The following is a 21,390-nucleotide window of genomic DNA, read 5'->3' as shown; positions in this document are numbered from 1 at the left end:
GACTTAATTACAGCTCAAAGCCGTCGGTTTTACCGACGGCTTTTTTGTGGTTTTCATGAGGCGATCTCCTCTTTCTAGTTCTATTGACCCAGGTCCATGGGATGTGGTCGTGGTTGGTGCAGGTGCCGCTGGCCTAATGACTTGCTTGGAACTGCCTAAGAACTTAAATGTTCTTTTGTTGAATAGAAACACGAGCCGCCGTTCATCAAGTCGTTGGGCTCAGGGTGGGATTGCAGCGGTAACCAGATCTGAAGATAGTGTTCAGAGCCATGCTGAAGATACATTTAAGGCAGGTGCAGGACTGTGTGATGGTGATGCAGTTCGACTTTTAGTTGAAGAGGCTCCTAAATGCGTGAGTCGGCTTCAAAAGCTAGGGATGGAGTTTGATCGTGTTGGTAATGAGCTTGCAACAACTTTGGAAGCGGCTCATTCACATAGGCGTGTTTTGCATGTTCAAGACCGAACAGGAAGAGCGCTTGTGGAGGTACTTGAGGACCAGGTAGAACATCGCTCGAATATCTTCCATCGACGAGGAGTACGCGTTACGCAGCTTTGGGTCCAAGGAAATGTATGTTGTGGTGCTCAAGTTTTAGATGGTCCTCATCTGCATTGGATTTCAGCTAGGGCAGTTGTACTGGCTACTGGAGGGGGAGGACATCTATTTGCCAATACAACTAATCCAGCGCAGGCATGTGGGGAAGGTGTTGCTTTGGCCTGGAGAGCAGGTGCAGCGGTTGAAGATATGGAATTTGTTCAATTTCATCCAACTGCTTTAAGGCTGAAAGATAAAGACGCTCCGTGCTTTTTGATTTCTGAGGCCTTGCGTGGAGAAGGTGCAGTTTTAATTGATTCTTATGGTCAAAGCCCTGTAGCTGAGCTTAAAGGTGGAGATCTTGCGCCTCGGGATCAGATCAGCAGAGCATTAGTTAAAGCTATGCAACTTCAGGGGGTTCAGCATATTGGATTAGACCTTTCGCCGATGTCTAAGACTTTCGCGGAAGCTCGCTTCCCTACGATTCTTGAGCATTGCAGGGAACTTGGATTAGACCCTTTAAACAGTTTGATTCCTGTTGCTCCAGCAGCTCATTATTGGATGGGTGGCGTTGCAACAGATTTGCAAGCTGCAACTACCTTGAAAGGACTTTTTGCTGTAGGAGAGGTCGCATGTACGGGTTTGCATGGAGCAAATCGTTTGGCCAGTAACTCATTAATGGAATGCTTGGTTTTTGCAAGACAGCTTGCGTCTGTAGAGTTGAATTCTGTATCTAGGCTTGAAATTAAACGCACAGAATTTGTTTCAGATAGTTCCGGATGTCTTCTTAAAGCCGAAGAAAATGTTCGATCTCTACTTAGGCAAATAGAAGATCTTAGAAAGCTTTGTTGGTTTCAAGCCGGGGTTGATCGTTCGGCTAAGGGCATGCATGCAGCTTTATTAACAATTCAGAAAGATCTTGCGCAAACTAAGGAAGAAGACCTACTCAAAATGATTACCGAACAGCCAAAAGATTTATCTATTAGGCTTGAGAATGGTGCCAGAAGAGAGTTAAATCTTCTCCTTGATCTAAGTCATAGGCAGCTTACTAGTTATCTTATGCTTAGAGCTTGCTTATTTCGTGATGAAAGTCGTGGAGGCCATTTTAGGAATGATGCACCTGCAACTCTGCCTTATTGGAGGTGTCATTCACGTCAGACAATTTTTGCTGGCTTGTTTACAAGACCAGTTCATGAATAGAACAAAATTTTTAGAAGAATTTAGCCCCTTTATAGTCGCTTAGTTCCGCGAGCTCATCTAAAGATCTAGTCCCTGAATAGATTTGGTTATTAATTTCCCAGGATGGATAACCCGTTATCCCTTTCTTTTCACATAGTGCATGTTGGTTATTTTTTCCATCTACAGCACATTCAACGATTGATAAGTAACTTGCCGCTTCTTTACCAAATAGTTCTTTTTGCTCATGGCAGTGAGGGCACCAATATGCGCTGTATTGAACTGCTCCGATTGATTTCAGATGTTTTGCGAGAGCAATTTGATTTGCGGTGCTCGAGGCTGTTATTGGAGGAGCGACTCCTTGCTCAAAAGCTATTGAGTCATTTGCAGCGGACGTCTCTGTTGTGGACGCCCAAAGGAGGCCCCCTAGTAATACAGCAATTGAAAGAATTATTCCTTTAAAAATCATGTCACCAGGGTCCTCCCAGTTGCCACCAATAATTGTCAAGACTAATAGAGATAAAGAAATAGCGCCTGAGAGTACACAAAAGAAGCAGAAGGCTTCGATTTTGATAATCATTAACCCTAATAAAATCAGGCTAAAAATTGTCATCCCGCATGACAGGATGAATAATCCCCACCAAGTTTTCCTGGAAAGTTCATTCTTGTTTTCGGAGAGTCCTGGTAAGAGTGGGAAAATAGCTAAAGAAAGGACAGCAAAGTAGCTGATAAGCCCAATCAGCGATAAAGGAATAGAGAATTGACTTCCATTGAAGATTGTCCCCCATGGGCTATTAAGAACTTTGTCGCAGCCTTCACTCCCTCCAGGGCAAGACAATGCGCCAAGCCAACCCCATTTACTAATCGTGATAGATCCTGTGTCAATTACACCAATAGTTGAGAGAATGGCTATTGCAACTCTGACCCATTTCAAACCTGGATCCTGCCGGCGGCGGCTAACTAGGCGAGAGGAGCCCATTATGGGGTAATTGATTTTGTTGATTCTTGCAGTCAAACTCCTAAAAGGTCTATCCCTATGTTCATCTAGATAAAACTATTCTCACAGCAATTTCGAGCTTTCCCTTGCCAATCAATGAATCAAACTCAGTCTCTGGTTGCAAAAACTTGCCTTTCTTCTGAAGTGGTGTCTTCAAGACCTCTTGTAGCTTTTGCACACCTTGGATGTGAAAAGAATCGCGTTGATACTGAACACATGCTTGGATTGCTTGCGCAAGCAGGCTATGGAGTGACTAATAACGAAGCAGACGCAGATTTGGTTGTGGTTAACACTTGTAGCTTTATTCAGGAGGCAAGAGAAGAGTCGGTTAGAACACTCGTTGGTTTGGCTGATCAAGGTAAAGAATTAATTATTGCTGGTTGTTTGGCACAGCAATTCAAGGAAGAGTTACTGGATTCTTTGCCAGAAGCGAAAGCGATTGTTGGTACAGGTGACTATCAACATATCGTAGAAGTTTTGCAAAGGGTTGAGTTAGGAGAAAGGGTTAACCGGGTAAGTTCCAAACCATCATTTGTCGCAGATGAAAATCTTCCACGGTACAGGACTACACCTGATTCAGTTGCATATTTAAAAGTAGCCGAAGGTTGTGACTACCGCTGTTCATTCTGCATTATTCCTAAGTTGCGTGGAGATCAGCGAAGTCGACCTATCGAGTCAATTGTTGCGGAAGCTCATCAATTGGCTGAACAGGGAGTTAAGGAGTTAATTCTTATTAGTCAAATAACCACTAATTATGGTCTAGATATTTATGGGCGACCTCGTTTAGCAGATCTCTTAAGGGCTCTTGGAGATGTAAAAATACCTTGGATAAGGGTGCATTATGCATATCCAACGGGTTTAACACCTGAAGTTTTGCAGGCTTACCAGGAAGTACAAAATGTTCTTCCATATTTGGATTTACCTTTACAGCATAGCCATCCTGAAGTGTTGAGAGCAATGAATCGCCCTTGGCAAGAAGGTGTTAATTCGCTTTTACTTGATCGTATTCGTAGTCAACTTGATAATGCAGTTTTGAGAACAACTTTGATTGTTGGGTTCCCTGGTGAAACAGATGATCATTTTGACGATTTACTTGCATTTGTAGAGAATCAAAGATTTGATCATTTAGGAGTTTTTACTTTTTCTCCTGAGCAGGGTACAGCGGCTATTAATTTGCCTGGTCAAGTTGATAAAGATATTGCTGAATCAAGAAGAGATCGGCTTATGGCTTTGCAGCAACCTATTGCAGCAGAAAAAAATAATCAATTGGTTGGAAAGACCATTGATGTTTTGGTTGAGCAGACTAACCCTCGAACAGGTCAAATGATTGGTCGGTGTGGACGTTTTGCCCCAGAAGTTGATGGTGAGGTAAGGATTGAATCTTCTAGTGATGGTATATGTGCAAACCCAGGCGAGATGGTTCCTGTTTTGATCACTGGTTCTGATATTTATGATTTGACTGGTCAACTGGCAGGTGCGCATTTAATGATTTCAGAAGCTCGAGATGCTCTTTAAAACAATCTCTAGCTCTGTCCTGCAGGCGCTGGCAGTCGTCTCAAGTTCTATTACCAGTGATTTTCAGATTAACTTCGCAGCCCGAAGTACTTTGTTGAGAACAAACGCCCCTGTTAGACCGCCAACAATTAAGCCAAGATAAAAAATGATGCCCATCTCAGAGAAATCCTGTAATTGTTTAAGACTATAGAGATCGAAGGCCGATTTCTAGGCTTGCCAAGATAGTTTTTTCAATCTTGTATATAGGTTGTGCCATTGATTAGGCAATTTTCAGCCTTTTGAAGCTCCCTCCCTAGATAGAGAGCATGGTCTAGACGGCTTATGGGATGTTTCCCATCACCCTCGGTTAGCTTGATTCCTATTTCTTTTGCGCTCCTGCCTCGAAAGATATTTGCAGGTTCTGCTTTCCTTTTTTCATCGCAACCTATTACTGCACCTGTCTTTGGATCAATGGCTCTGCCTTGGTCATCAATGTCATTTTGGAAGTGCCGGACAATTATTTCGTTGGATTCATGATTGACAGTAATGAGGCAATAGCCATGAGGGTCCAGCTCTATAAATCTTTGAGAGAGCTTGGTGTCAATTACTTTTATGGAGAGAGCAGTCCCCTCCGAGGTGGCTTCACTAGAAGTCATTGCTTCAATAATCTGCAGAATTAATCAATCTGCCCATTCTCTTCGATTTGTTGTTCCAGGGGGCTTGGGTTTGGTCAGAAGAATTGATATGAATTCCTTTGCATCAGATGTTGATAGCGGTTCCTGTATCACTATATGTAGTGTGCTATGACGGTCACTAAATGGATGTCCTACAATTTATAGGGGCTCTGGAGATTTGAGGTATCTCTTATGTGGAGTATTGAACCTGTTGTGACTCCTAGAATTCAGCGTATACGAGAGGAGATTAGTCTTCAGGAGCTTCATCTTCGACTTGCCCGTTTAGGGTTCGTTGATTCCTTTTCGAATGATCGCTGTGAGGACATTTCTTCGTTAAAGGAGCTTTGAGTGACTTTTAAGATACGTAAAAAATTTTAGGAATTATTAGGTGAGATGTACATATTCCCATGACTTTTAAGTGGTAATTCTTTATTGATATTATTTATCTCTTCTAGTAAAAGGTTGTTTGCCTGAGGCAACCAAGACCTTATTAATTTGTCCATTCTTTGGTCATACCATCGATGCAGGCTGAAATTAGGCTTTGCTATAAAGCCTCTACGGCGCTTATGGTTGCCGCCAGCCCCAGGGTCAAAACTTTTGATTCCATTCGCTAGAGCCCACTCAATAGGGGCGTAGTAACATAGCTCAAAATGTAGGCAGTTAATTTCTTCTTTGGAGCCCCAATATCTACCCCATAAATGGTGTTTGTCTGCTACACATAAAGACATCGCGACTGCATCACGTGGATTATCCCTAAAGGCAGTGAATAAGACTATATACTTTTTGATTTGCGAAATATTTAATTTTTCAAAGAATTTAGGTGAAAGATACTTGCTTCCCCAGGGGCCCCATTTTGCACAATGCCTATCATAAAAAATATACATAGACTTTAAGATTTCTGGCTCTATGGCATCTCCTGTAATGGCAGAAACTTTAATTCCCTGTGCTTTAACTGCTTTTCTTTCTTTTTTGATATTTCGCCTTTGGTTGGCATTAAAGCTTGCCAAATAGTCAGAAAAATTCTCTTGATTGTTTGCTGACCAAAGACTTTGTTGATTTAGCCAAGTCGCACATCCCGCCTTTTCTGCAACTAAGCGCCATTCGTTGTCAACGTACAAAAAATTGCAACTAATAATTTTATTTTTTATAGCGAATTTATCTATAGTATGAAATATTAGCTTTGTAAGCTCGTTCGCGTTCTCTCCATAGGCAACGAAGAATTTATAACCCTGAATCGGGCTAAATGGACTCATTCCTATCAGTTTTGGGTAGTAATTAAGTCTTAATTCATGTGCAAGACGAGCAAATGGTTGATCAAAGATAAATTCGCCATAACTGTGTCCTTTTAGATAAAGGGGGGCAAATGCTATTGGTTTCATGCCTTCCCATAGGCCGAGATGAATTGGCTGCCACCCCTGTTTTTGAGCAACACTTTCAGAAGCTTCGAGTGCATCTAGCCACCTCCACTTATAAAAAAGAGTCGTTGACTCGCCTACTAGTGCGTCCCATTGAGATTCTGGTATTTCTCTTATCGATTGATGCCAGCGGACAGTAAGTTTCGACATTACAGGTTGATGAAGTGCCTCGAAATCAACGAAGAATTATTAGGGTTACGATTTTAGATAAAATCAAGTCATTCTTGTTGAGAATTAGTTTGTATTAATCTTTTTCATTCCTATTCCGTATGTATTTCAGCATTAATTCCTGATCGTCGAGTACTTTTTGGTGTTGAAGAGTCCAGGATTGCTTTTCTGATAGGGCTTTTGGGAGACCAGTTATTTCTTCAGGGACCCAGCTATAAGATCCACCAATTACCTGTGGTGTGATGGTCAGCTGTAGTTCGTCAATTTGATCAGCCTGCAGGAAAGAATAAAGCAATTTGGCACCGCCTAGAAGAACAAGTTTTGAAAGGCCTAGTTCGGATAGTTGCTGCAATGTTTCGGCCCAACTTGGTTGAAGTGATAGATGTCGGTCAAAACCTTGGCTGATAATCTTGGTTGAGCTATTTAGCCCTAAATAGTTTTGATTATTTATAAGCCAGCGCTCTATAGGTTGTTGGAAATAAAGCCATTGTGGTGATTGATTGCTTTCTTTGGCTATAACAATTGAGATTGGTTGTTTTGCTTTTCCTTGTTTAAGTCGAGTATAGATTAAGTCTGGAGAGTGAATTAGGCAGGTGCTTTGATGCGCTCGTAGTGTTCCAGCTCCAATGAGAGCTGCATCTGACCAGGCAAGGGCTTCTTCTAAAACGCGCCTATCCCCTTTGCCTCCCAAAAAAGTCTTGCCTCCATTCGGTCTTGCAAGCCTTCCATCCAGGCTAATTGCTAAAACAAGTCTGATCCAGTATGGCTTCAAGATGAGACTCTTCAATCAGTTTTTATTGATTGAAGAGTCTGTTGATTTAGGTCAGAGTCTGAGTGTGAAGAGCTTGAGTAAACTTCTGCAGCATTGTTGGGGCTTTCTTGTAATTTTATTTTATGTAGATGTGCACCAATTTCTTTTATTGGTTGCTCTAGGATATCATTTATATGAAGGGCGATGTTCTCAGCGGTAGGAACACATTCCATGAAATATGAAATATCTTTATTGAGGAAGGTATGATCAAATTTTTCTAGAATTAACTCCTCAATAAGATTTTCCAATGCTGTTAAGTTACAGATCATTCCTGTTCGTGGATCTATATTGCCTCGTACGGTTACGTCAACCAGGTAATTGTGACCATGTCCATGCGGGCGAGCACACTTTCCATAGATTTTTTCATTTTCCTCTCGAGACAATTCAGGTCTAGCAAGTCTGTGGGCAGCTGCAAAATGTCTTTGAATCGTTAGGTAAGCTTCCATTGAATTTCCTGAGTAATCGGCCCAAAGAGTTGGTTGTTCGTAAAGGCGAAGTGAAACTAGAGGTAGTAGCTTATTTAAGCGCTTCCATATGAGGAGAAGCAATGCTTCAGTTGTTGGGAGGATTCCATTCGGTTTCGAGAGGTCAAATTCTGGCCAAACTTTATTCAGACAACTGAAGTTAAGTGGGCTTGTGACTTCAGAGTGAATTGCGTGTTTTACTTCAGAGAGGTTTAAGACCATCCCATCCTGGTCCAATTCTCCCCCCATGGATACGATTAGCTCGTAATTGTGTCCATGCCCTGGCGACAATGAGCATGGGCCAAATTCAAGCTCATTTTTTTCTGGGGACAGTTCTGGTAGCCAGTATTGGTGGCTTGCGCTGAAGCAGGCGCGCCTGGTAATGACACATGACCTACCTTTACCGTGGGAATGTATTTGAGAGATCTCAGTCATGGCACTTCAGACCAATCTCCATCCTAATTAGTTGCAAAAGAGTAAGGCTCAATGACTGAATCCATGCATCCTCATCCACTGGCCCAAAGATTAAAGGGGCGGAACTTATATTTGGTAGGAATGATGGGTAGTGGAAAGAGTAGTTCTGGTCCATTTTTGGCTCAGCGACTTGGGTATAGGTTTGTGGATTCAGATGTGGTAATAGAAAAATTGTTATCTATGGAGATTCATGAGATCTTTGAGAAAAATGGGGAAGCAGAGTTTCGTGAAATTGAAAGTCAAGTTTTAAATGACATAGGTCAGAGGCACTCACTTGTAGTGGCAACGGGTGGTGGTGTGGTGACTCGGCCTACGAATTGGGGAATTATGCATCAGGGATTAGTGATATGGCTTGATCCTGGGCAGCGAAAACTTTTGCGAAGGCTGCAGTTAGACCCGGCTAGTAGACCTTTATTGGATGGTGAAGACCCTGAAGAGCAACTCAAGGTCATTTTCGGGAAACGCAAAGCTTTTTATGCTGAATCAGATTTGCATATAGAGGTTGGTGGAGAAGAGACAGCTGATCAAGTTGCGCTAAGTATTTTGGAAAAATTACCTTCTATCCTTTGTCCTCCGGAGGATCTAGTCGGACAGCAAACCACTGGAGGTTGATTCCTGGTTGAATTTCTAAGTTACATGCAGTATCAAGCAGTCGCTTGGCTGCAGTTTCGGTTGAATCTTGCTCTTTTAAATCCTCTGGTAGTTTATCTAAAGTTTTTAACCAGGTATCAAGCCATATCAATGTTTCATCAGCATTGAGAATTCTTTCTGGTTTTTCCGGCTCTAGTACAACGTAGTGGTCACATAGACGGATTAGTGGGTTAGGCACGCTAAAAAATGAGTGAGTTTTCAGAAATAGTCTGGATCTTTTTCATTTAAAGAAAGTTCTAATTCATCTCTCCAGTGGAAGAGGGCTTGTAAGTGTGGGTGATCAGTTATACCTGGGACCCCTTTCCCTGCAAGTGTTTCTCCGGAAGAGGGTGGAAAGCGAAGTAAAGATAGTTGAGCCGCTACTGCTAGGTCAGCAGCACTTATTGAGTTTCCTACAAGCCATCTTTTCTTTTCAACTAGTTGAGTGATCTTCTCAAGACAGGCCATTAAGGACTGTCTTTCTCCTTGATTCAACGCGTCAGAGAGGTCATTAATTACTTTTAAAGGGAGTCCTTCTATCGCTTTGCGAAAGGGTTCTGGAAGTTCATTAGGCAACAAAGCGCCTCGAAGTTCTTGATCTAATGCTGCAGCTTGAAGCAAGGCTGCTTTCGCAGCTTTGGCCAGAGTGGTATCGGCCCAATTTTCAATTAGATGGGCTTGAGCTTCTTGACTATGATCTTTTGGAAAAAGTGTTGGTTCGGGACTTAATTCTTCTAGATATCGAAGAATTGCGCTTGAATTAGATACCACGTTATCTCCATCAACTAAAACTGGAACTTGTTTTTGACCTGAAATTCGAAAAACTGTGAGTTGCCCTATCCCAGGAGTTACTTCAACTACTCGATAACTAAGGTCTTTGCGTTCTAGGGCCATTCTGACCTTCAAGCAGAAAGCAGAATGGCGGAATTGATGTAGTTCTAACATGATCTTTTCTTTCTAGAGACAGGCACAGTAGCTACAACATGCATGATTTAGAGGCCCATGGGTGAGTTTTTTGCCAATGTTGCGAGGTATCCCAAATACCTCATCACAATCATCCTTGGCGTTTTTACCGCCATTATTGAGCCTCTTGTTCGTAGGAGCAGTAACCCAGTAACTGCAATTGCTTTAATAGGTGCTTTGATTAGTGGGCTGACTACTCTTGCTTTGATTGTTCACGCAATGGTATTTCCTCAATCTTTTGCATAGACATGGCACATGGACGTCGCGTTGAACGGGTCGCGGCTTTGATCCGCCGAGAAATTAGTGAGTTACTTCTTAGTGGTATTAGAGACGAGAGGGTCCGTAAAGGGATGGTGAGTATTACCGAAGTTGAGGTTTCAGGGGATTTACAACATTGCAAAATTTATGTAAGTGTTTTTGGAGATGCCAAGCAAAAACATGAGGTTTTAGAAGGACTTAGTGCCGCTAGTGGTTTTTTGCGAGGAGAGTTGGGTCGAAGATTGCAAATGAGACGAGCTCCTGAGGTTTTGTTTCACTTAGACCGTGGCCTTGAGCAAGGAAGTGCTCTTTTGGGCCTTTTAGGGAAACTGGAAGATGAAAGAAATAAACGTATGGACTCCAAATCTGAAAATGATGGTTGAAAAACTAGATCAAAGATCTAATGATTTAATTCGTCGCAAGATAGCTCAATTACTAGTTGTTAGGGCCAGTGGGCATGAGGCTGATAGTGAAAGAGAGTATCCAGAATGGGAGCTAAGTAACTTTGAATTACAACGCCTTTTAGCTAAGGGTGTGGGGGGAGTAATTCTTGTTGGAGGTAATGCTTTTGAACTGCAACATCGTTGTAGAAGCCTTCAGCAGTGGAGCAGTAGCCCAAAGGAACTTCTTTTGTGTGCAGATGTTGAAGAAGGGATCGGACAAAGGTTCTCAGGTGGAACTTGGTTGTTACCACAAATGGCATTGGCAAGGATTTTTTCTAAAGACCCTAAAAAAGCTCTACTTTTAGCAGAACGCTATGGAAAATGTATTGGCAGTCAGGCTCGCAAATGCGGACTTAATTGGGTTCTTGCGCCGGTTTGCGATGTTAATAATAATCCGTCAAATCCTGTTATAAATGTTCGTTCTTTGGGAGAACACCCTACAACGGTAGCGACTCTCGCCTGTGCAGTTCAAAGAGGATTAGCTGCTGAAAAGGTTTTGAGTTGTGCAAAGCATTTTCCTGGTCATGGTGATACAGAGCTGGATTCCCATCTGGATTTACCAGTGTTAAATCATGAGCTTGAAAGGTTAAAATCTTGTGAATTAATTCCTTTTATAGAAATAATGAAGGCTGGTGTAGATGCAGTTATGACTGGTCATTTAGTATTAAAGAAATTGGATGAAAAGTATCCCTCTACGCTCTCAAAAGTAGTATTGAAAAACCTGCTTCGGGATCAGTTAAAATTTGATAGATTAATAGTTACGGATGCATTAATAATGCAGGCAATTTCTAATTCATATGGTTCTAGCGAGGCAGCAGTTCTTGCGTTTGAAGCAGGTGCTGATTTGATTCTTATGCCTGAAAATGCCGAGGAAGCGATTGATGCAATTTTTCAGGCACTCCAATCTGGAAGGCTGCCTATTGAAAGATTAGAACATTCCATTCGACGAAGGAAAGAGGCACTTAGAAAACGTAAAGTCAATCTTCCTGAGAAGATTTCAACTTCATATGCTGTTTATACAGAAACTTTGCAAAGTGAAGACGATCGAGCACTTGTTCATGAAATTGCAAAGGCATCATTGGAGGCACGTCATCGTAACTCTTTAGATGGTAAGGCTGATGGATTAAATTTGATTAGAGTAGATAGTTTAATGTCTTCGAATATTCTGGATAAATATTCGCCAGCCATCTTGCTCCCAGAGCGCTTTGGTTATAAAACTTTCATTTCACATCGGCTCGGAATATTGCCATGGTTAGATGAATCTGATTCACCTTTAGATTTACAAAGATTTGGCAAAAAACCCTTCTTGTTACAACTATTCTTTAGAGGTAATCCATTCGCGGGTAATAATTATCTCTATGAGCCATGGAAGCTTATAATAAAACAATTGCAGGATTCCGGCCTTCTTGATGCTTTGATTGTTTATGGCAGCCCTTATATTTGGGAAGATTTTTTGTCAATTTTAGATCCATCTATACCTACAGCTTATTCTCCTGGCCAGGTTCCTGAGGCTCAATATATTGCTCTCAGGACTCTTTTTAAAGTGGATAAGCATAAAGAGCAATTTTCTTTTAGAGGTTTTGATGCTTTCACAGATTAAGACTGATTGCTTTCCACAGTACTAGTTTATTTTGTATGTTTAATTAATAACTGATTGAATTCAAGGCTGGCAATTCCCTAAAAGTTTCCTTTATTCCATTGAATATTCATTTAGAATGAAATCTTATGAATTTAGTCGAAAAGCCACTAAAGGGTTTCTCTGTTGTGATAACCAGAGCGCAGGCGCAACATTCTGAGTTTAGTGATTTACTCAAGACTTTGGGGGCGAAAACACTTGACTTGCCTGCTTTAGTAATCGGCCCTCCCGACGATTGGGGTCCTTTAGATGATGCCTTGGCAGATATAGAAAATTTTCACTGGATAGTTTTTTCTAGTGCTAATGGTGTTCATGCGGTTCAAGAAAGATTAGAGAAAATGGGAAAGAGCTTGTCTAGGGGCCCCTCGAGTTTGAAAATTGCTGCTGTTGGGCGGAAGACTGCGTATTTGCTTGAGTCATTAGGTGTTGCGGTTGATTTTGTCCCCCCTGATTTTGTTGCTGAAAGCCTTATTCAACATTTCCCTGTTTCAGGATGGGGCCTAAGGATGCTTTTGCCTAGGGTGCAGAGTGGTGGTAGGTCCGTGCTTTCAGAAGCTTTTGGGAAGTCTGGTGTGCGGGTAGTCGAAGTAGCGGCTTATGAATCTTGTTGTCCAGATAGGATTCCTGAAGGCACATTAAAGGCTATTAATACTTCTGCTATAGATGCAATTACTTTTACGAGTGGTAAGACTGCCTTGCATACAGCGCGACTCTTGCGACTACATTTTGGCCCTAAATGGGAAGAATTAATTGATAAAGTTAAGCTGATTTCTATTGGTCCTCAAACAAGTTTGATTTGCGAGGAAAATTTTCATAGAGTAGATAGGGAAGCAAGTCCTCATGATTTAGAAGGTTTGGCTAAAGCTTGTATTGAATCGTTATCACTTTAAATAATTAGAGAATAAGTAAGGTTTGGTTCGAATTCACTCGAATGCATATTAATTATTTTTTGAATAGCCGCTTTCAACTAGCTTTTTAAATCGATTTATATTTTCCTGTAATTCATTTGTTACCATTCCTCCAAGAATATTTGGCTCCATTATTGGAGCTAGAACTCTTGGCAACTCATAGCTAACACATAATTTGACAACAGTTGAGTTGTCTTTTTCCTCGTAAAACCTTACTGCCCCTTTTGTGGGTAGTCCTCCTATGGATTCCCATTGCAATTTCTGAGCATCAACTCTTTCAGTAATCTTTGCTTTCCATTTAAAGCGAAATCCGTTGGCTGCCAAGGTCCATTCTGTTAAGTCTGGCAGGACTTTATCTTCTTCATTCATTGTTTTGACGGATTCGATCCAACTCATCCATAGAGGCATTGCCTCTAAATCACTCCATACCTTCCACACCTGATCAACAGGCGCGTCAATATTGCTGACAACCGTATGTTCTAACCAGCGTCCCATTCTTATGCAACCGCCTTATTTGTTGCAAGCTTTGCAGGTTTACGCATTATTTTGCCTGCGGCAAGATGACCACTCATTGTTGCACCTTCCATGGAGTCTATGTAATCCTGACGAGTATAACTACCCGCTAAAAAGAAATTTTTTATTGGAGTAGCTTGGTCAGGCCGGAAAACCTCCATGCCCGGACTTTCTCTATATAGCGATTGGGCCAGTTTTACTACATTGCTCCAAACTAATTTTAGTGAACGAGAGGAAGGGAATAATTGACGAACTTGCTTGTCTGTATGGTTGACAATTTCTTCGATTGATTTTGGGATCCATGGATCTCCGGGAGTAAGAACACATTGAAGCAAGGAACCTTGCCCTTCTAATAGATAGTCTTCGGGACTAGTTAGTGCTAGATCTGCGAAGCAGCTAAAATCTGCATCTGCTGTATATAAAAGATTATTTAACCCCGCAGGAGTTGTTAGGTTATTTCGGGCACTGGAATTATTCAGTTCTGTGACCCATCCATTGTATCGAAGTTGAACGGTTGCGACTGGTACCGCTGTTAGTTTATCTATTGCGGCAAACTCTGAGAATTTTCTCCACTCTTTAGGTAGTAGTTTTTGAATTCCTGGAACATCACATGCTGCCAGGTATGCATCTGCTTGAACAGTTATATCTCCATTTGGTGTGCCTATAGTTAACCCTGTTATGTTTGATGAATGGTTCGTATCATAATGAATTTCCCGTACTCTATGTCTTAAGTGTAGCTTTCCACCTTTAGCCTGAATGTAATCTAATATTGGTGCAGTTAGCCAACGATGTGGTGATCCTTTTAGTAGATTCAGCTTGGATGCTTCTGTTCGAGCTGCGAACATCATAAAGATAGTCAACATGCATCTTGCAGAAATTGTTTTGCAGTCTATGAAGCCCAATGCATAAGCTATTGGATTCCACATCCTATTAATGCTTTGTTGACTTCCCCCATGACTTAAGAACCATTTTTGGAAACTGATTGAGTCCAGCTCCCGAATTATTTTCATTGCACCTTCATAATTAATTAGGCCCAAAGGTATAGGGCTGGTTCCTAGAGCAAGAGCATTTTGTAATTTGTCTATCCAGTTCAGTTGTGGTGTAGTAAAAAATGCCTTGAGTCCATTAAAGGGCGCGCCCAAGGCAAAGCGAAAGTCCAGCGATCGTAGGTCGCCTCCGCTGTTCACAAATAAATGTGTGTGGTCTTTTGGAAGCAAGTTTTTAAATGCCCCTACTTTTCGCATAAGGGCAAAGAGGTTTGCGTAATTGAAAAAGAAGACGTGTAGGCCCATTTCAATGTGGTTTCCATCTTTGTCTTCCCAGCTACCCACTTTGCCGCCTACAAAGGGTCTGGCTTCATAGAGGTCCACGGAATGCCCTGCATCAACAAGGTCCACGGCTGCGGTAAGGCCTGCAAGCCCACTTCCAACGATTGCTACTCGCACTCGCTTCTGAGATAAGAACTACCTGACTCTATGAACATTGTTGCCAGAAGTGAATGCGACACAATTTCATGTATCTCCATAGAGTGAGTGCAGAGTTTTCTCATGATCGATGAGCAGTGCTGAAACTACTGCTGTTACCCATACAGCAGCAGATGGTAAGGGAATCTTAATTACTGAAATGGCCATGCAGCAGTTGTCTCGACTGGCTAATGAGCAGGGTGAAACTCAGGTCTTGAGGGTGGGAGTGCGTTCTGGGGGTTGCAGCGGAATGAGTTATACGATGGATTTTGTCCCTTCTTCTGAAATACAAGAGGCAGACGAGGTTTATGAATACCTGATTTCAGATGGAACCTCGTTGAGAGTTGTATCAGATCCGAAAAGTCTTCTATACATTTACGGAATGCAATTGGATTTCAGTACCGACCTGATCGGTGGTGGCTTTAACTTCACTAATCCTAATGCCACGCAAACATGTGGTTGCGGTAGCTCATTCGCAGTATGACTGTTATTGAGATTGCCTAAGGCTTTAATGAGGTCTGTGTTGTTCTTCTAAGACTTTTTCAATGGAAGCTAATCAAGAGAGCCTCTTTGAAAGGGCAATGGATCGTTATCAATCGGGAACTCCTGCGGAAGAACTTATTGGGGATTTTGAGACGTTTACCACAGTTTCACCAAATCAAGCAGCGGGGTGGATTTGTCTTGCGTGGCTTCAGCTGCTCTGTGATCAGCCAAATGATGCTTTGCTCTCTGCACGAAAGGCAGTCAGAATTGATAGCAAAGATCCCCAAGCACGTGTCAATCTGAGTTTGGCGTTATTAGAAACGAATTCGAAAGGCGTGAGAGATCACATTGACTATGTCAAAAGAGTTATGTCGATTTTGCCAGAATGTGGGAAAGAACTTAGCAATTCTATTGCCGATGGTCTTGAGCGAAAGCCTGAGTGGGAGGCTCTGATAAAAGTAAAGAATTGGTTGGAGCTTTGAATTGGCAAGGGTTTTGCTATTAAGTAATGGGCATGGTGAAGACTTATCTGGGGCAATCCTTGGCGAACAATTAAAAGGATTGGGACATACAGTTGAGGCGTTGCCTTTAGTCGGCTTGGGAGCCGCTTATAAAAATTCTGGAATTTTTGTAATTGATGAGGGGAAAGAGTTCAGTACAGGAGGTATTGGATATACAAGTATGAGTGGGCGACTGGTTGAGTTTTTAGAAGGACAAGCTTTTTATTTACTTAAGCGGGTAGTGAAGCTGTTACGAATGGCTCATTTTTATGAGCTGATAGTAGTTGTTGGTGATGTCGTTCCGGTCTTGGCAGCTTGGTTAAGTCGCCGTCCTGTCGTTACCTATTTGGTTGCTTATTCAAGCCATTATGAGGGCAGGTTGTGCCTCCCTTGGCCTTGTGGTGCTTGCTTGAAAAGTCAGCGTTTTTTAGAGGTTTATAGCAGAGATCAATTGACCTCAAATGATCTTTCAATTCAGTTGGGTCGCATCGTGAAGTTCTTAGGCAATCCTTTTATGGATATGGTCTTTATAAATCAACCAGCGTTGCCGTCTTGTCGTAGGCGTTTAGGGATACTGCCGGGGAGTAGAAGGCCTGAGGTTGATAAAAATTTGCTATTGATTCTGAGCTTGATAGAGCTTCTCCCTGAAATGCTTATTGGTAGCGGTGAGATAACTCTGGATTTAGCTTTGGTATCAGCCTTAGATGATGTGGCGCTTCATCATTTGGCTTTGAGTAAAGGTTGGGCTCTAGAAGGTGGGTTGAGTAAATCTTCTCCATTGCGGATCAAACGAGGTTTGTTGAAGATGAATGTTCGCAGAGGTGCCTTTGCTCAAATATTGCAAAATAGTGATCTCTTGGTTTGCATGGCTGGAACAGCCACAGAGCAAACTGTTGGTCTTGCCAAGCCTGTTGTGCAATTGGTAGGTCAAGGACCACAGTTTACGAACACATTTGCTGAAGCTCAGCGTCGATTATTAGGACCCACAGTTTTTTGCGTTCATGGATCTACTGGAGATCAATCGACCTTAAGGAAGACAGCCAGTCTCATTCTTGACCTTTTGGCACGAGTTAGGAATGACCAGAAACTTATAGATGAATGTGCAAAGCAAGCCAGTATTAGGCTTGGAGTATCCGGTGGAGCTCATGCAATGGCTAATGCTATTTCTAAACTTATTCATTGATTGTTGGCAATTTTGCTCTTTTTATTATCTATTTTCTGAGGATTGTTGGCACAATGAAGAGCATCTAAAAGTTGTGGATATTGAAAGCTAAATTTCAAAGCCTTTAACTTTTTGGACTGAACGTTTTGTCCTTTAAGTACTATTTGTGCGCCATCCCCTAAAAGTAATTTGAGAATAGGTCCAGGTACGGTTAATAGGCTTGGGCGGCGAAGAACCTTCCCAAGTGTGGTTGCAAAATCTGCCATGGATACAGGATAAGGAGCTACGGCGTTTATTACTCCAGTCCAGGCTTTAGTTTCTAGTGCCTGGCTGATGATTTCACAGAGATCCGTCCTAAATATCCAACTCATCCATTGACGTCCATTACCGATAGGGCCACCAAGCCCTGCTTTAAATATGGGCAGCATTTTCCCTAAGGCGCCTCCATTGGGGCCTAAGACTATGCCAATGCGAATAATTAGTAATCTTGTGGAGTTTGGTTTTTGGGCAGCAGCCTTTTCCCATTTTGTACAAAGCTCCGCAAGAAAATCGCTGCCAGATACACTGTCTTCTGTAAATAAATTGTTTTCGCTTGTTCCGTAGTAGCCAATAGCAGATGCGTTGATTAATACTGAAGGAGGCTTGTTCATTTGAGTCATCGCCTTTACTACTGCTTTTGTTGTATTGAGTCGACTATCTTCGATCGTTTTCAGGTGAGTAGGCGTCCAACGTTTTTCCGCTATCGGTTCTCCTGTGAGGTTAATTACACCATTTGCTTCTTTTAAGGCTTGCAAGAGATTGCTGTCCTCCCAGCTTTTTGCAGAGCTAGGGTCAAGTTTTAGATGATTGAGGTTGTCTGAAATCGAGAGGCCATTGATTGCAAGTTTCTTAAATGGCTGTCGGCTGATTAGGGTTAGTTGGTGGCCTTTGTTTAATAAGTGGGGGACAAGTTCACGACCTATAAAACCACTGCAGCCCAGAAGAAGTAACCGCATCTTGTAAACCATTTAATTGCTGCGACACATTAACGAAAGTTTCCAGGAAGATATAGAGGCTTAACCCTTTTGGTACATCTAATTGAGGAACTTCACTCAATCAGAGGTCATTTCTAAAGATCAATTTTTGGGTCACAAGCGCATGTCATCATTAGCTCTTCTCAGGTAGGTTTGGTTCACAAGGTTGAAAAATTAGGAACTCCACTTCTTATGGCTGAAGAAAATGGATCTGATAAGCCCTCCAAAAGCTTAAAAAAAGGGGCATTGGTTCGCCTCAATAGAGCGGCTTATCTAGATAGCGTTGAGTCAACTGCCAGTGATGAGAACCCCCCTGCATATCCATTTGAGGGACCTGGTGAGTTGCTTCTAATTAAAGGTGAATATGCTCAAATTCGTTGGAGACGTCCAGTTCCTGATGTTTGGCTGCGTATTGATCAACTAGAAGTTTGGCGTGAGGAGCTTTAAGACTTCTCAAGAGCTGTCTCTATTTCTTCAATTGCCCGTGGAATTGACTTAGATGCATTCGGCAGGCGCCATATAGCTCCCCCTATCACACCACTGAGATCTCCGAGTCCTTGAAGAACATTGTTGGGTCGTTTTTGATTGGCTTTATCAGCTACTAAGACTGCTGTCCAAGGGTCCCATGCTGCAAGGGTGACCACACTTCGATAAGCGCTAGGCCATGGTGAATTTGGTAGTAGTTTTTCTAGAGAAGAAAAATGTTTTGCGGCTTGATTAGGTCTGTTAGATAAAGTGGCTAGTAGAGCAAGACTCCAGTGAGCATCAGGATTATTTCGATTTTTTCTCAGTTGTTTTAAAGCATTCTCCCGAACTTCTAATCGATATTCGAAATGTCCATCAAGCATATGTTGAATTGCTACTTGGTCAAACACTTCTGCTAATCCTTTTGGCCCATTGTTTAATCCTCTCGCTAATTTTGAGAAGTCTTTAGCAAAATTTGTGGCAGGTGGAGCTTTAAGACTTCTTTGCCATAAGGAATAGCTGCCGCCTTGTGGTCTTGGGAACCTTTTAATTTCGATGAAAAACTTGCTTGCTCTAATACCTTGGTCTACCGCTTTGGCATCTGATCTGACAGAGCCTTGATCACCCTCAGCCAAAATCACCCACTTTGCCTGTGCCAAAAGAGGCTTTAGATCACTTTTGTTATTACCAAGCTGGCGGCCAACCAATTGTCCGCCTTGCCTTCGACCGTAGTAGCTAACATTATGTTGGTTCAGATCCGGTGTACTGGGTATCACAATTACAGTCATTGGCTTTTTGCTTGGGTTGGCTCGTCTAGCTGTATCGACGATTTCTTCTAAAGGTCCTTGTTTGTGTAGTACGAGTCGTTTGACTTGACTTGTCAAAGAATTTGGAATAGTTGCTAAAAAACCTGTTATAAGAAAACAAGGCATTTTCCATGTCTTTCCTGGGTAATGTTGGTTGAACCAAGTACCCCACTCCCACCAGCCTCTCGAAAGCAATAAGAGTAAAGGAGGTAAAAGAGGGGTGATATAACGATCGCCTTTATTTGGACTGAGACTTGTTAATATCCAAGCGCTTATCAGGGTGATGATTAGCCATAACCATGACTTGTAATCATCTTGTTCTTTATGCGATTTACTTAAAGGATGGTTGGTCTGGCTTTGTTGGATTGACCAAAGGAAAAGGCCGCTAATCCCTATTGCTAGATATAGAGCTCCAATTTGTTCAGGAAGTAAGCGCGGATACCAAATCCAATTTTCCAATGTAAATAGAGATGGGTCCCCTTCTTTTATTGCTGATTCAATAACTGCTCTATTAGTTCCTCCAATCGTTGTGATCCAATTGTGGTGTAACCACGGAATGATGCTTAAGGAGAATATTGTCAGGCCTATTAAAAGTTGCCATCTTGTGGCTTGACTTCTTTTTATAGCTATCCAGCTTGCCCATGCCACGGCAGGGAGAAGTGCTAATAGAGCACTTTGTTTGACAAGTATTGCTGCAGTGACTGTTAGACAAGCCAACAGAGATTGGCCCCATCGGCCACCTTTTTGGGGATCCCACCAACATCCCAGTTTCCATAAAGCTAAGGTTACTGTTGATGTGAGGGACATCTCCAATACATAATCTGTACGGAGTTCCATTAAGGCTGGTGCTATAGCTACAAAGCTCGCTGTAAGTAATGCAAAACCTTCCCCCTTGAGTGTTTTGCCCCATCCTGCGATTGCAAACAGCAGTAGTCCATGCCAGATACTTAAGCTCCAGGCCGCTTCAGCGGGGGAGTCACCTGCAATGCTTAAAACACTGCCATTAATTAGAGAAGCTAGCGGAGGAATTTTGGGTGAAAGGTCTAGTAAGTGCTTCCACCCAAGCCATTGCCCTCCATCGAGGAAGCCAATGGCACGGCCATGGTCTAAGGCACTATTTAGATAATCAGCTTGATCCCATGATGGAAATCCAGCATGAAAATTCCACCACAAGCGATCTAAACCTGTGGCAATGCACCATAAAAGTGTTACTAAACCCCAGAATTTCCAAGATGATTTCATGAGGCTTTTAAGTTATGTCTCTCTGATTTAAGTCTTAGCCGCATTCGCTTGGCTTCTCTTAGCATTTCCTGCCCATCATGCAGATAACTATCTACATATCCCATTGTGTAACGCTCTAGTTCAACTATTGCATCTTGGACTTGAGATAGGCAGTGATAGAGACTTAAGCTAAAACCTTGAGCTAATACTGGGGTTGATGTCGACCTGTACAAATTATCTACTTTCTGAAGGCGATTTTGACTTGTGCTGAGATATCTTGAAAAATTATTCATTAATATGTCGTCATAAGGATCTGCAGATAATGCTTTAAGTTCAGCATTAAAAGGGTTGATTACTTGTCCTAAGAGCTTGTCAATTGGCAAGTAGACATGATTGATCCAGTTCATAAGTTCTAGATGTGCTGCAGTAATTTGACCTTTAGTGGCATGGGCGGCAGCTGTGGCTTGGGAATTACGAATTGATCTTTTTTGAGTTTCTCGTGAGAAAGCATCCTCTTGCTGTTTCGTTTGGTCATATTCGTATTTTTTAGTTTGATTGCTCAATATTGCCCAAGCGGCATTGATCTTTAGCATCTCTGTTTCTTCGCCACCAGCATCTGGATGATGACGCTTTACTAATGATCTATATGCTGCCTTTATTTCGGCAGTTGTTGCATCTGAACTCACTTTCAGAACTTTATATGGATCTAGAATCATTGTTC

Annotated in this window: 24 protein-coding genes; 12 read left to right on the top strand and 12 right to left on the bottom strand. The window is 42.1% G+C overall.

Features of this window, described 5'->3' with window-relative positions:
* Positions 1-55: 55 nt before the first annotated feature.
* Positions 56-1,732, top strand: coding sequence for an L-aspartate oxidase (gene nadB, locus SOI83_RS05545; RefSeq protein ID WP_320675615.1), 1,677 nt, complete (start codon positions 56-58; stop codon positions 1,730-1,732).
* A 10-nt stretch (positions 1,733-1,742) separates the two neighbouring features.
* On the opposite strand, the gene SOI83_RS05540 is transcribed toward nadB, so the two are convergent.
* Positions 1,743-2,687: a vitamin K epoxide reductase family protein gene (locus SOI83_RS05540; protein WP_320675614.1), complete on the bottom strand. Its 945-nt coding sequence runs from the start codon at positions 2,685-2,687 to the stop codon at positions 1,743-1,745.
* Positions 2,688-2,801: 114 nt separating this feature from the next.
* Between SOI83_RS05540 and rimO the strand changes: the two genes are divergently transcribed.
* On the top strand, positions 2,802-4,220 hold the full coding sequence (gene rimO, locus SOI83_RS05535; RefSeq protein WP_320675613.1) for a 30S ribosomal protein S12 methylthiotransferase RimO: 1,419 nt from the start codon (positions 2,802-2,804) through the stop codon (positions 4,218-4,220).
* Between the two features lie 230 nt (positions 4,221-4,450).
* On the opposite strand, the gene SOI83_RS05530 is transcribed toward rimO, so the two are convergent.
* On the bottom strand, positions 4,451-4,855 hold the full coding sequence (locus SOI83_RS05530; protein WP_320675612.1) for a DUF4346 domain-containing protein: 405 nt from the start codon (positions 4,853-4,855) through the stop codon (positions 4,451-4,453).
* 210 nt (positions 4,856-5,065) lie between these two features.
* On the opposite strand from SOI83_RS05530, the gene SOI83_RS05525 reads away from it, so the two are divergent.
* Positions 5,066-5,221 carry a hypothetical protein gene (locus SOI83_RS05525; RefSeq protein ID WP_320675611.1) on the top strand — a complete coding sequence of 52 codons (156 nt, stop codon included), beginning with the start codon at positions 5,066-5,068 and terminating at the stop codon, positions 5,219-5,221.
* A 26-nt stretch (positions 5,222-5,247) separates the two neighbouring features.
* On the opposite strand, the gene SOI83_RS05520 is transcribed toward SOI83_RS05525, so the two are convergent.
* The 3 genes from SOI83_RS05520 to SOI83_RS05510 all read right to left on the bottom strand — a co-directional run bounded on the left by SOI83_RS05520 (position 5,248) and on the right by SOI83_RS05510 (position 8,166).
* Complete coding sequence (locus SOI83_RS05520) at positions 5,248-6,438, bottom strand: GNAT family N-acetyltransferase (RefSeq protein ID WP_320675610.1); 1,191 nt, start codon at positions 6,436-6,438, stop codon at positions 5,248-5,250.
* A gap of 94 nt (positions 6,439-6,532) precedes the next feature.
* On the bottom strand, positions 6,533-7,243 hold the full coding sequence (locus SOI83_RS05515; RefSeq protein ID WP_320675609.1) for a RibD family protein: 711 nt from the start codon (positions 7,241-7,243) through the stop codon (positions 6,533-6,535).
* Positions 7,240-8,166 (bottom strand): 6-carboxytetrahydropterin synthase, encoded by a 927-nt coding sequence (locus SOI83_RS05510; RefSeq protein WP_320675607.1) that lies wholly within the window; start codon positions 8,164-8,166, stop codon positions 7,240-7,242. The genes SOI83_RS05515 and SOI83_RS05510 overlap by 4 nt, the downstream gene beginning before the upstream one ends.
* 51 nt (positions 8,167-8,217) lie before the next feature.
* Here SOI83_RS05510 and SOI83_RS05505 point away from each other — a divergent pair, with 51 nt between their 5' ends.
* A complete protein-coding gene (locus SOI83_RS05505; protein WP_320675606.1) occupies positions 8,218-8,817 on the top strand; it encodes a shikimate kinase in 600 nt (199 codons plus the stop codon).
* Here the strand turns inward: SOI83_RS05505 and SOI83_RS05500 are convergent.
* Together SOI83_RS05500 and SOI83_RS05495 are read right to left on the bottom strand one after the other, a co-directional pair.
* Entirely contained in the window at positions 8,765-9,034 is a 270-nt protein-coding gene (locus SOI83_RS05500) for a chlororespiratory reduction protein 7 (RefSeq protein WP_320675605.1), read from the bottom strand. The genes SOI83_RS05505 and SOI83_RS05500 overlap by 53 nt on opposite strands.
* A 20-nt stretch (positions 9,035-9,054) precedes the next feature.
* Positions 9,055-9,780 carry a glutathione S-transferase family protein gene (locus tag SOI83_RS05495; RefSeq protein WP_320675604.1) on the bottom strand — a complete coding sequence of 242 codons (726 nt, stop codon included), beginning with the start codon at positions 9,778-9,780 and terminating at the stop codon, positions 9,055-9,057.
* Between the two features lie 57 nt (positions 9,781-9,837).
* Here SOI83_RS05495 and SOI83_RS05490 point away from each other — a divergent pair, with 57 nt between their 5' ends.
* The 4 genes from SOI83_RS05490 to SOI83_RS05475 all read left to right on the top strand — a co-directional run bounded on the left by SOI83_RS05490 (position 9,838) and on the right by SOI83_RS05475 (position 13,025).
* Positions 9,838-10,044 carry a DUF751 family protein gene (locus tag SOI83_RS05490; protein WP_320675603.1) on the top strand — a complete coding sequence of 69 codons (207 nt, stop codon included), beginning with the start codon at positions 9,838-9,840 and terminating at the stop codon, positions 10,042-10,044.
* Between the two features lie 2 nt (positions 10,045-10,046).
* Entirely contained in the window at positions 10,047-10,439 is a 393-nt protein-coding gene (gene rbfA / locus SOI83_RS05485) for a 30S ribosome-binding factor RbfA (protein WP_320675602.1), read from the top strand.
* On the top strand, positions 10,429-12,099 hold the full coding sequence (locus SOI83_RS05480) for a glycoside hydrolase family 3 N-terminal domain-containing protein (RefSeq protein ID WP_320675601.1): 1,671 nt from the start codon (positions 10,429-10,431) through the stop codon (positions 12,097-12,099). Before rbfA ends, SOI83_RS05480 begins: the two co-directional genes overlap by 11 nt.
* A 125-nt stretch (positions 12,100-12,224) precedes the next feature.
* Entirely contained in the window at positions 12,225-13,025 is an 801-nt protein-coding gene (locus SOI83_RS05475; protein WP_320675600.1) for a uroporphyrinogen-III synthase, read from the top strand.
* A 48-nt stretch (positions 13,026-13,073) separates the two neighbouring features.
* On the opposite strand, the gene SOI83_RS05470 is transcribed toward SOI83_RS05475, so the two are convergent.
* A complete protein-coding gene (locus tag SOI83_RS05470; protein ID WP_320675599.1) occupies positions 13,074-13,538 on the bottom strand; it encodes an SRPBCC family protein in 465 nt (154 codons plus the stop codon).
* Between the two features lie 2 nt (positions 13,539-13,540).
* Positions 13,541-15,001, bottom strand: coding sequence for a 9,9'-di-cis-zeta-carotene desaturase (gene zds / locus SOI83_RS05465; protein WP_320675597.1), 1,461 nt, complete (start codon positions 14,999-15,001; stop codon positions 13,541-13,543).
* A gap of 109 nt (positions 15,002-15,110) precedes the next feature.
* Here zds and SOI83_RS05460 point away from each other — a divergent pair, with 109 nt between their 5' ends.
* From SOI83_RS05460 to SOI83_RS05450, 3 genes are all read left to right on the top strand, one after another.
* Positions 15,111-15,503 (top strand): iron-sulfur cluster assembly accessory protein, encoded by a 393-nt coding sequence (locus SOI83_RS05460; protein ID WP_320675596.1) that lies wholly within the window; start codon positions 15,111-15,113, stop codon positions 15,501-15,503.
* Between the two features lie 61 nt (positions 15,504-15,564).
* Entirely contained in the window at positions 15,565-15,984 is a 420-nt protein-coding gene (locus SOI83_RS05455) for a hypothetical protein (RefSeq protein ID WP_320675595.1), read from the top strand.
* 1 nt (position 15,985) lies between these two features.
* Positions 15,986-17,185, top strand: a complete 1,200-nt coding sequence (locus tag SOI83_RS05450; protein ID WP_320675594.1) for a lipid-A-disaccharide synthase-related protein — start codon at positions 15,986-15,988, stop codon at positions 17,183-17,185.
* Here the strand turns inward: SOI83_RS05450 and SOI83_RS05445 are convergent.
* Positions 17,179-18,159 (bottom strand): TIGR01777 family oxidoreductase, encoded by a 981-nt coding sequence (locus SOI83_RS05445; RefSeq protein WP_320675593.1) that lies wholly within the window; start codon positions 18,157-18,159, stop codon positions 17,179-17,181. The two genes, SOI83_RS05450 and SOI83_RS05445, sit on opposite strands and share 7 nt — an antisense overlap.
* Positions 18,160-18,369: 210 nt before the next feature.
* Here SOI83_RS05445 and SOI83_RS05440 point away from each other — a divergent pair, with 210 nt between their 5' ends.
* The gene (locus tag SOI83_RS05440; RefSeq protein ID WP_320675592.1) at positions 18,370-18,624 is read left to right on the top strand and encodes an NAD(P)H-quinone oxidoreductase subunit O; all 255 of its coding nucleotides are present in this window, start codon (positions 18,370-18,372) and stop codon (positions 18,622-18,624) included.
* Here the strand turns inward: SOI83_RS05440 and SOI83_RS05435 are convergent.
* The gene (locus SOI83_RS05435; RefSeq protein ID WP_320675591.1) at positions 18,621-20,690 is read right to left on the bottom strand and encodes a glycosyltransferase family 39 protein; all 2,070 of its coding nucleotides are present in this window, start codon (positions 20,688-20,690) and stop codon (positions 18,621-18,623) included. The genes SOI83_RS05440 and SOI83_RS05435 overlap by 4 nt on opposite strands.
* On the bottom strand, positions 20,687-21,385 hold the full coding sequence (locus SOI83_RS05430) for a J domain-containing protein (RefSeq protein ID WP_320675590.1): 699 nt from the start codon (positions 21,383-21,385) through the stop codon (positions 20,687-20,689). The genes SOI83_RS05435 and SOI83_RS05430 overlap by 4 nt, the downstream gene beginning before the upstream one ends.
* Positions 21,386-21,390 lie beyond the last annotated feature (5 nt).

The sequence above is a fragment of the Prochlorococcus sp. MIT 1300 genome, from assembly GCF_034092375.1.
In the GTDB taxonomy this organism is placed as follows: domain Bacteria; phylum Cyanobacteriota; class Cyanobacteriia; order PCC-6307; family Cyanobiaceae; genus MIT-1300.
The sequence above is the reverse complement of the archived record's forward strand: the minus strand, read 5'-3'. Positions and strand labels throughout refer to the sequence as shown.

Coding starts and splice junctions, on each gene's coding strand:
- nadB (WP_320675615.1), top strand. CDS start 56: ATGAGGCGATCTCCTCTTTCTAGTTCTATTGACCCAGGTCCATGGGAT.
- SOI83_RS05540 (WP_320675614.1), bottom strand. CDS start 2,687: ATGGGCTCCTCTCGCCTAGTTAGCCGCCGCCGGCAGGATCCAGGTTTG.
- rimO (WP_320675613.1), top strand. CDS start 2,802: ATGAATCAAACTCAGTCTCTGGTTGCAAAAACTTGCCTTTCTTCTGAA.
- SOI83_RS05530 (WP_320675612.1), bottom strand. CDS start 4,855: ATGACTTCTAGTGAAGCCACCTCGGAGGGGACTGCTCTCTCCATAAAA.
- SOI83_RS05525 (WP_320675611.1), top strand. CDS start 5,066: ATGTGGAGTATTGAACCTGTTGTGACTCCTAGAATTCAGCGTATACGA.
- SOI83_RS05520 (WP_320675610.1), bottom strand. CDS start 6,438: ATGTCGAAACTTACTGTCCGCTGGCATCAATCGATAAGAGAAATACCA.
- SOI83_RS05510 (WP_320675607.1), bottom strand. CDS start 8,166: ATGACTGAGATCTCTCAAATACATTCCCACGGTAAAGGTAGGTCATGT.
- SOI83_RS05505 (WP_320675606.1), top strand. CDS start 8,218: ATGACTGAATCCATGCATCCTCATCCACTGGCCCAAAGATTAAAGGGG.
- SOI83_RS05495 (WP_320675604.1), bottom strand. CDS start 9,780: ATGTTAGAACTACATCAATTCCGCCATTCTGCTTTCTGCTTGAAGGTC.
- SOI83_RS05490 (WP_320675603.1), top strand. CDS start 9,838: ATGGGTGAGTTTTTTGCCAATGTTGCGAGGTATCCCAAATACCTCATC.
- rbfA (WP_320675602.1), top strand. CDS start 10,047: ATGGCACATGGACGTCGCGTTGAACGGGTCGCGGCTTTGATCCGCCGA.
- SOI83_RS05480 (WP_320675601.1), top strand. CDS start 10,429: ATGATGGTTGAAAAACTAGATCAAAGATCTAATGATTTAATTCGTCGC.
- SOI83_RS05475 (WP_320675600.1), top strand. CDS start 12,225: ATGAATTTAGTCGAAAAGCCACTAAAGGGTTTCTCTGTTGTGATAACC.
- SOI83_RS05470 (WP_320675599.1), bottom strand. CDS start 13,538: ATGGGACGCTGGTTAGAACATACGGTTGTCAGCAATATTGACGCGCCT.
- SOI83_RS05460 (WP_320675596.1), top strand. CDS start 15,111: ATGAGCAGTGCTGAAACTACTGCTGTTACCCATACAGCAGCAGATGGT.
- SOI83_RS05455 (WP_320675595.1), top strand. CDS start 15,565: ATGGAAGCTAATCAAGAGAGCCTCTTTGAAAGGGCAATGGATCGTTAT.
- SOI83_RS05445 (WP_320675593.1), bottom strand. CDS start 18,159: ATGCGGTTACTTCTTCTGGGCTGCAGTGGTTTTATAGGTCGTGAACTT.
- SOI83_RS05440 (WP_320675592.1), top strand. CDS start 18,370: ATGGCTGAAGAAAATGGATCTGATAAGCCCTCCAAAAGCTTAAAAAAA.
- SOI83_RS05435 (WP_320675591.1), bottom strand. CDS start 20,690: ATGAAATCATCTTGGAAATTCTGGGGTTTAGTAACACTTTTATGGTGC.
- SOI83_RS05430 (WP_320675590.1), bottom strand. CDS start 21,385: ATGATTCTAGATCCATATAAAGTTCTGAAAGTGAGTTCAGATGCAACA.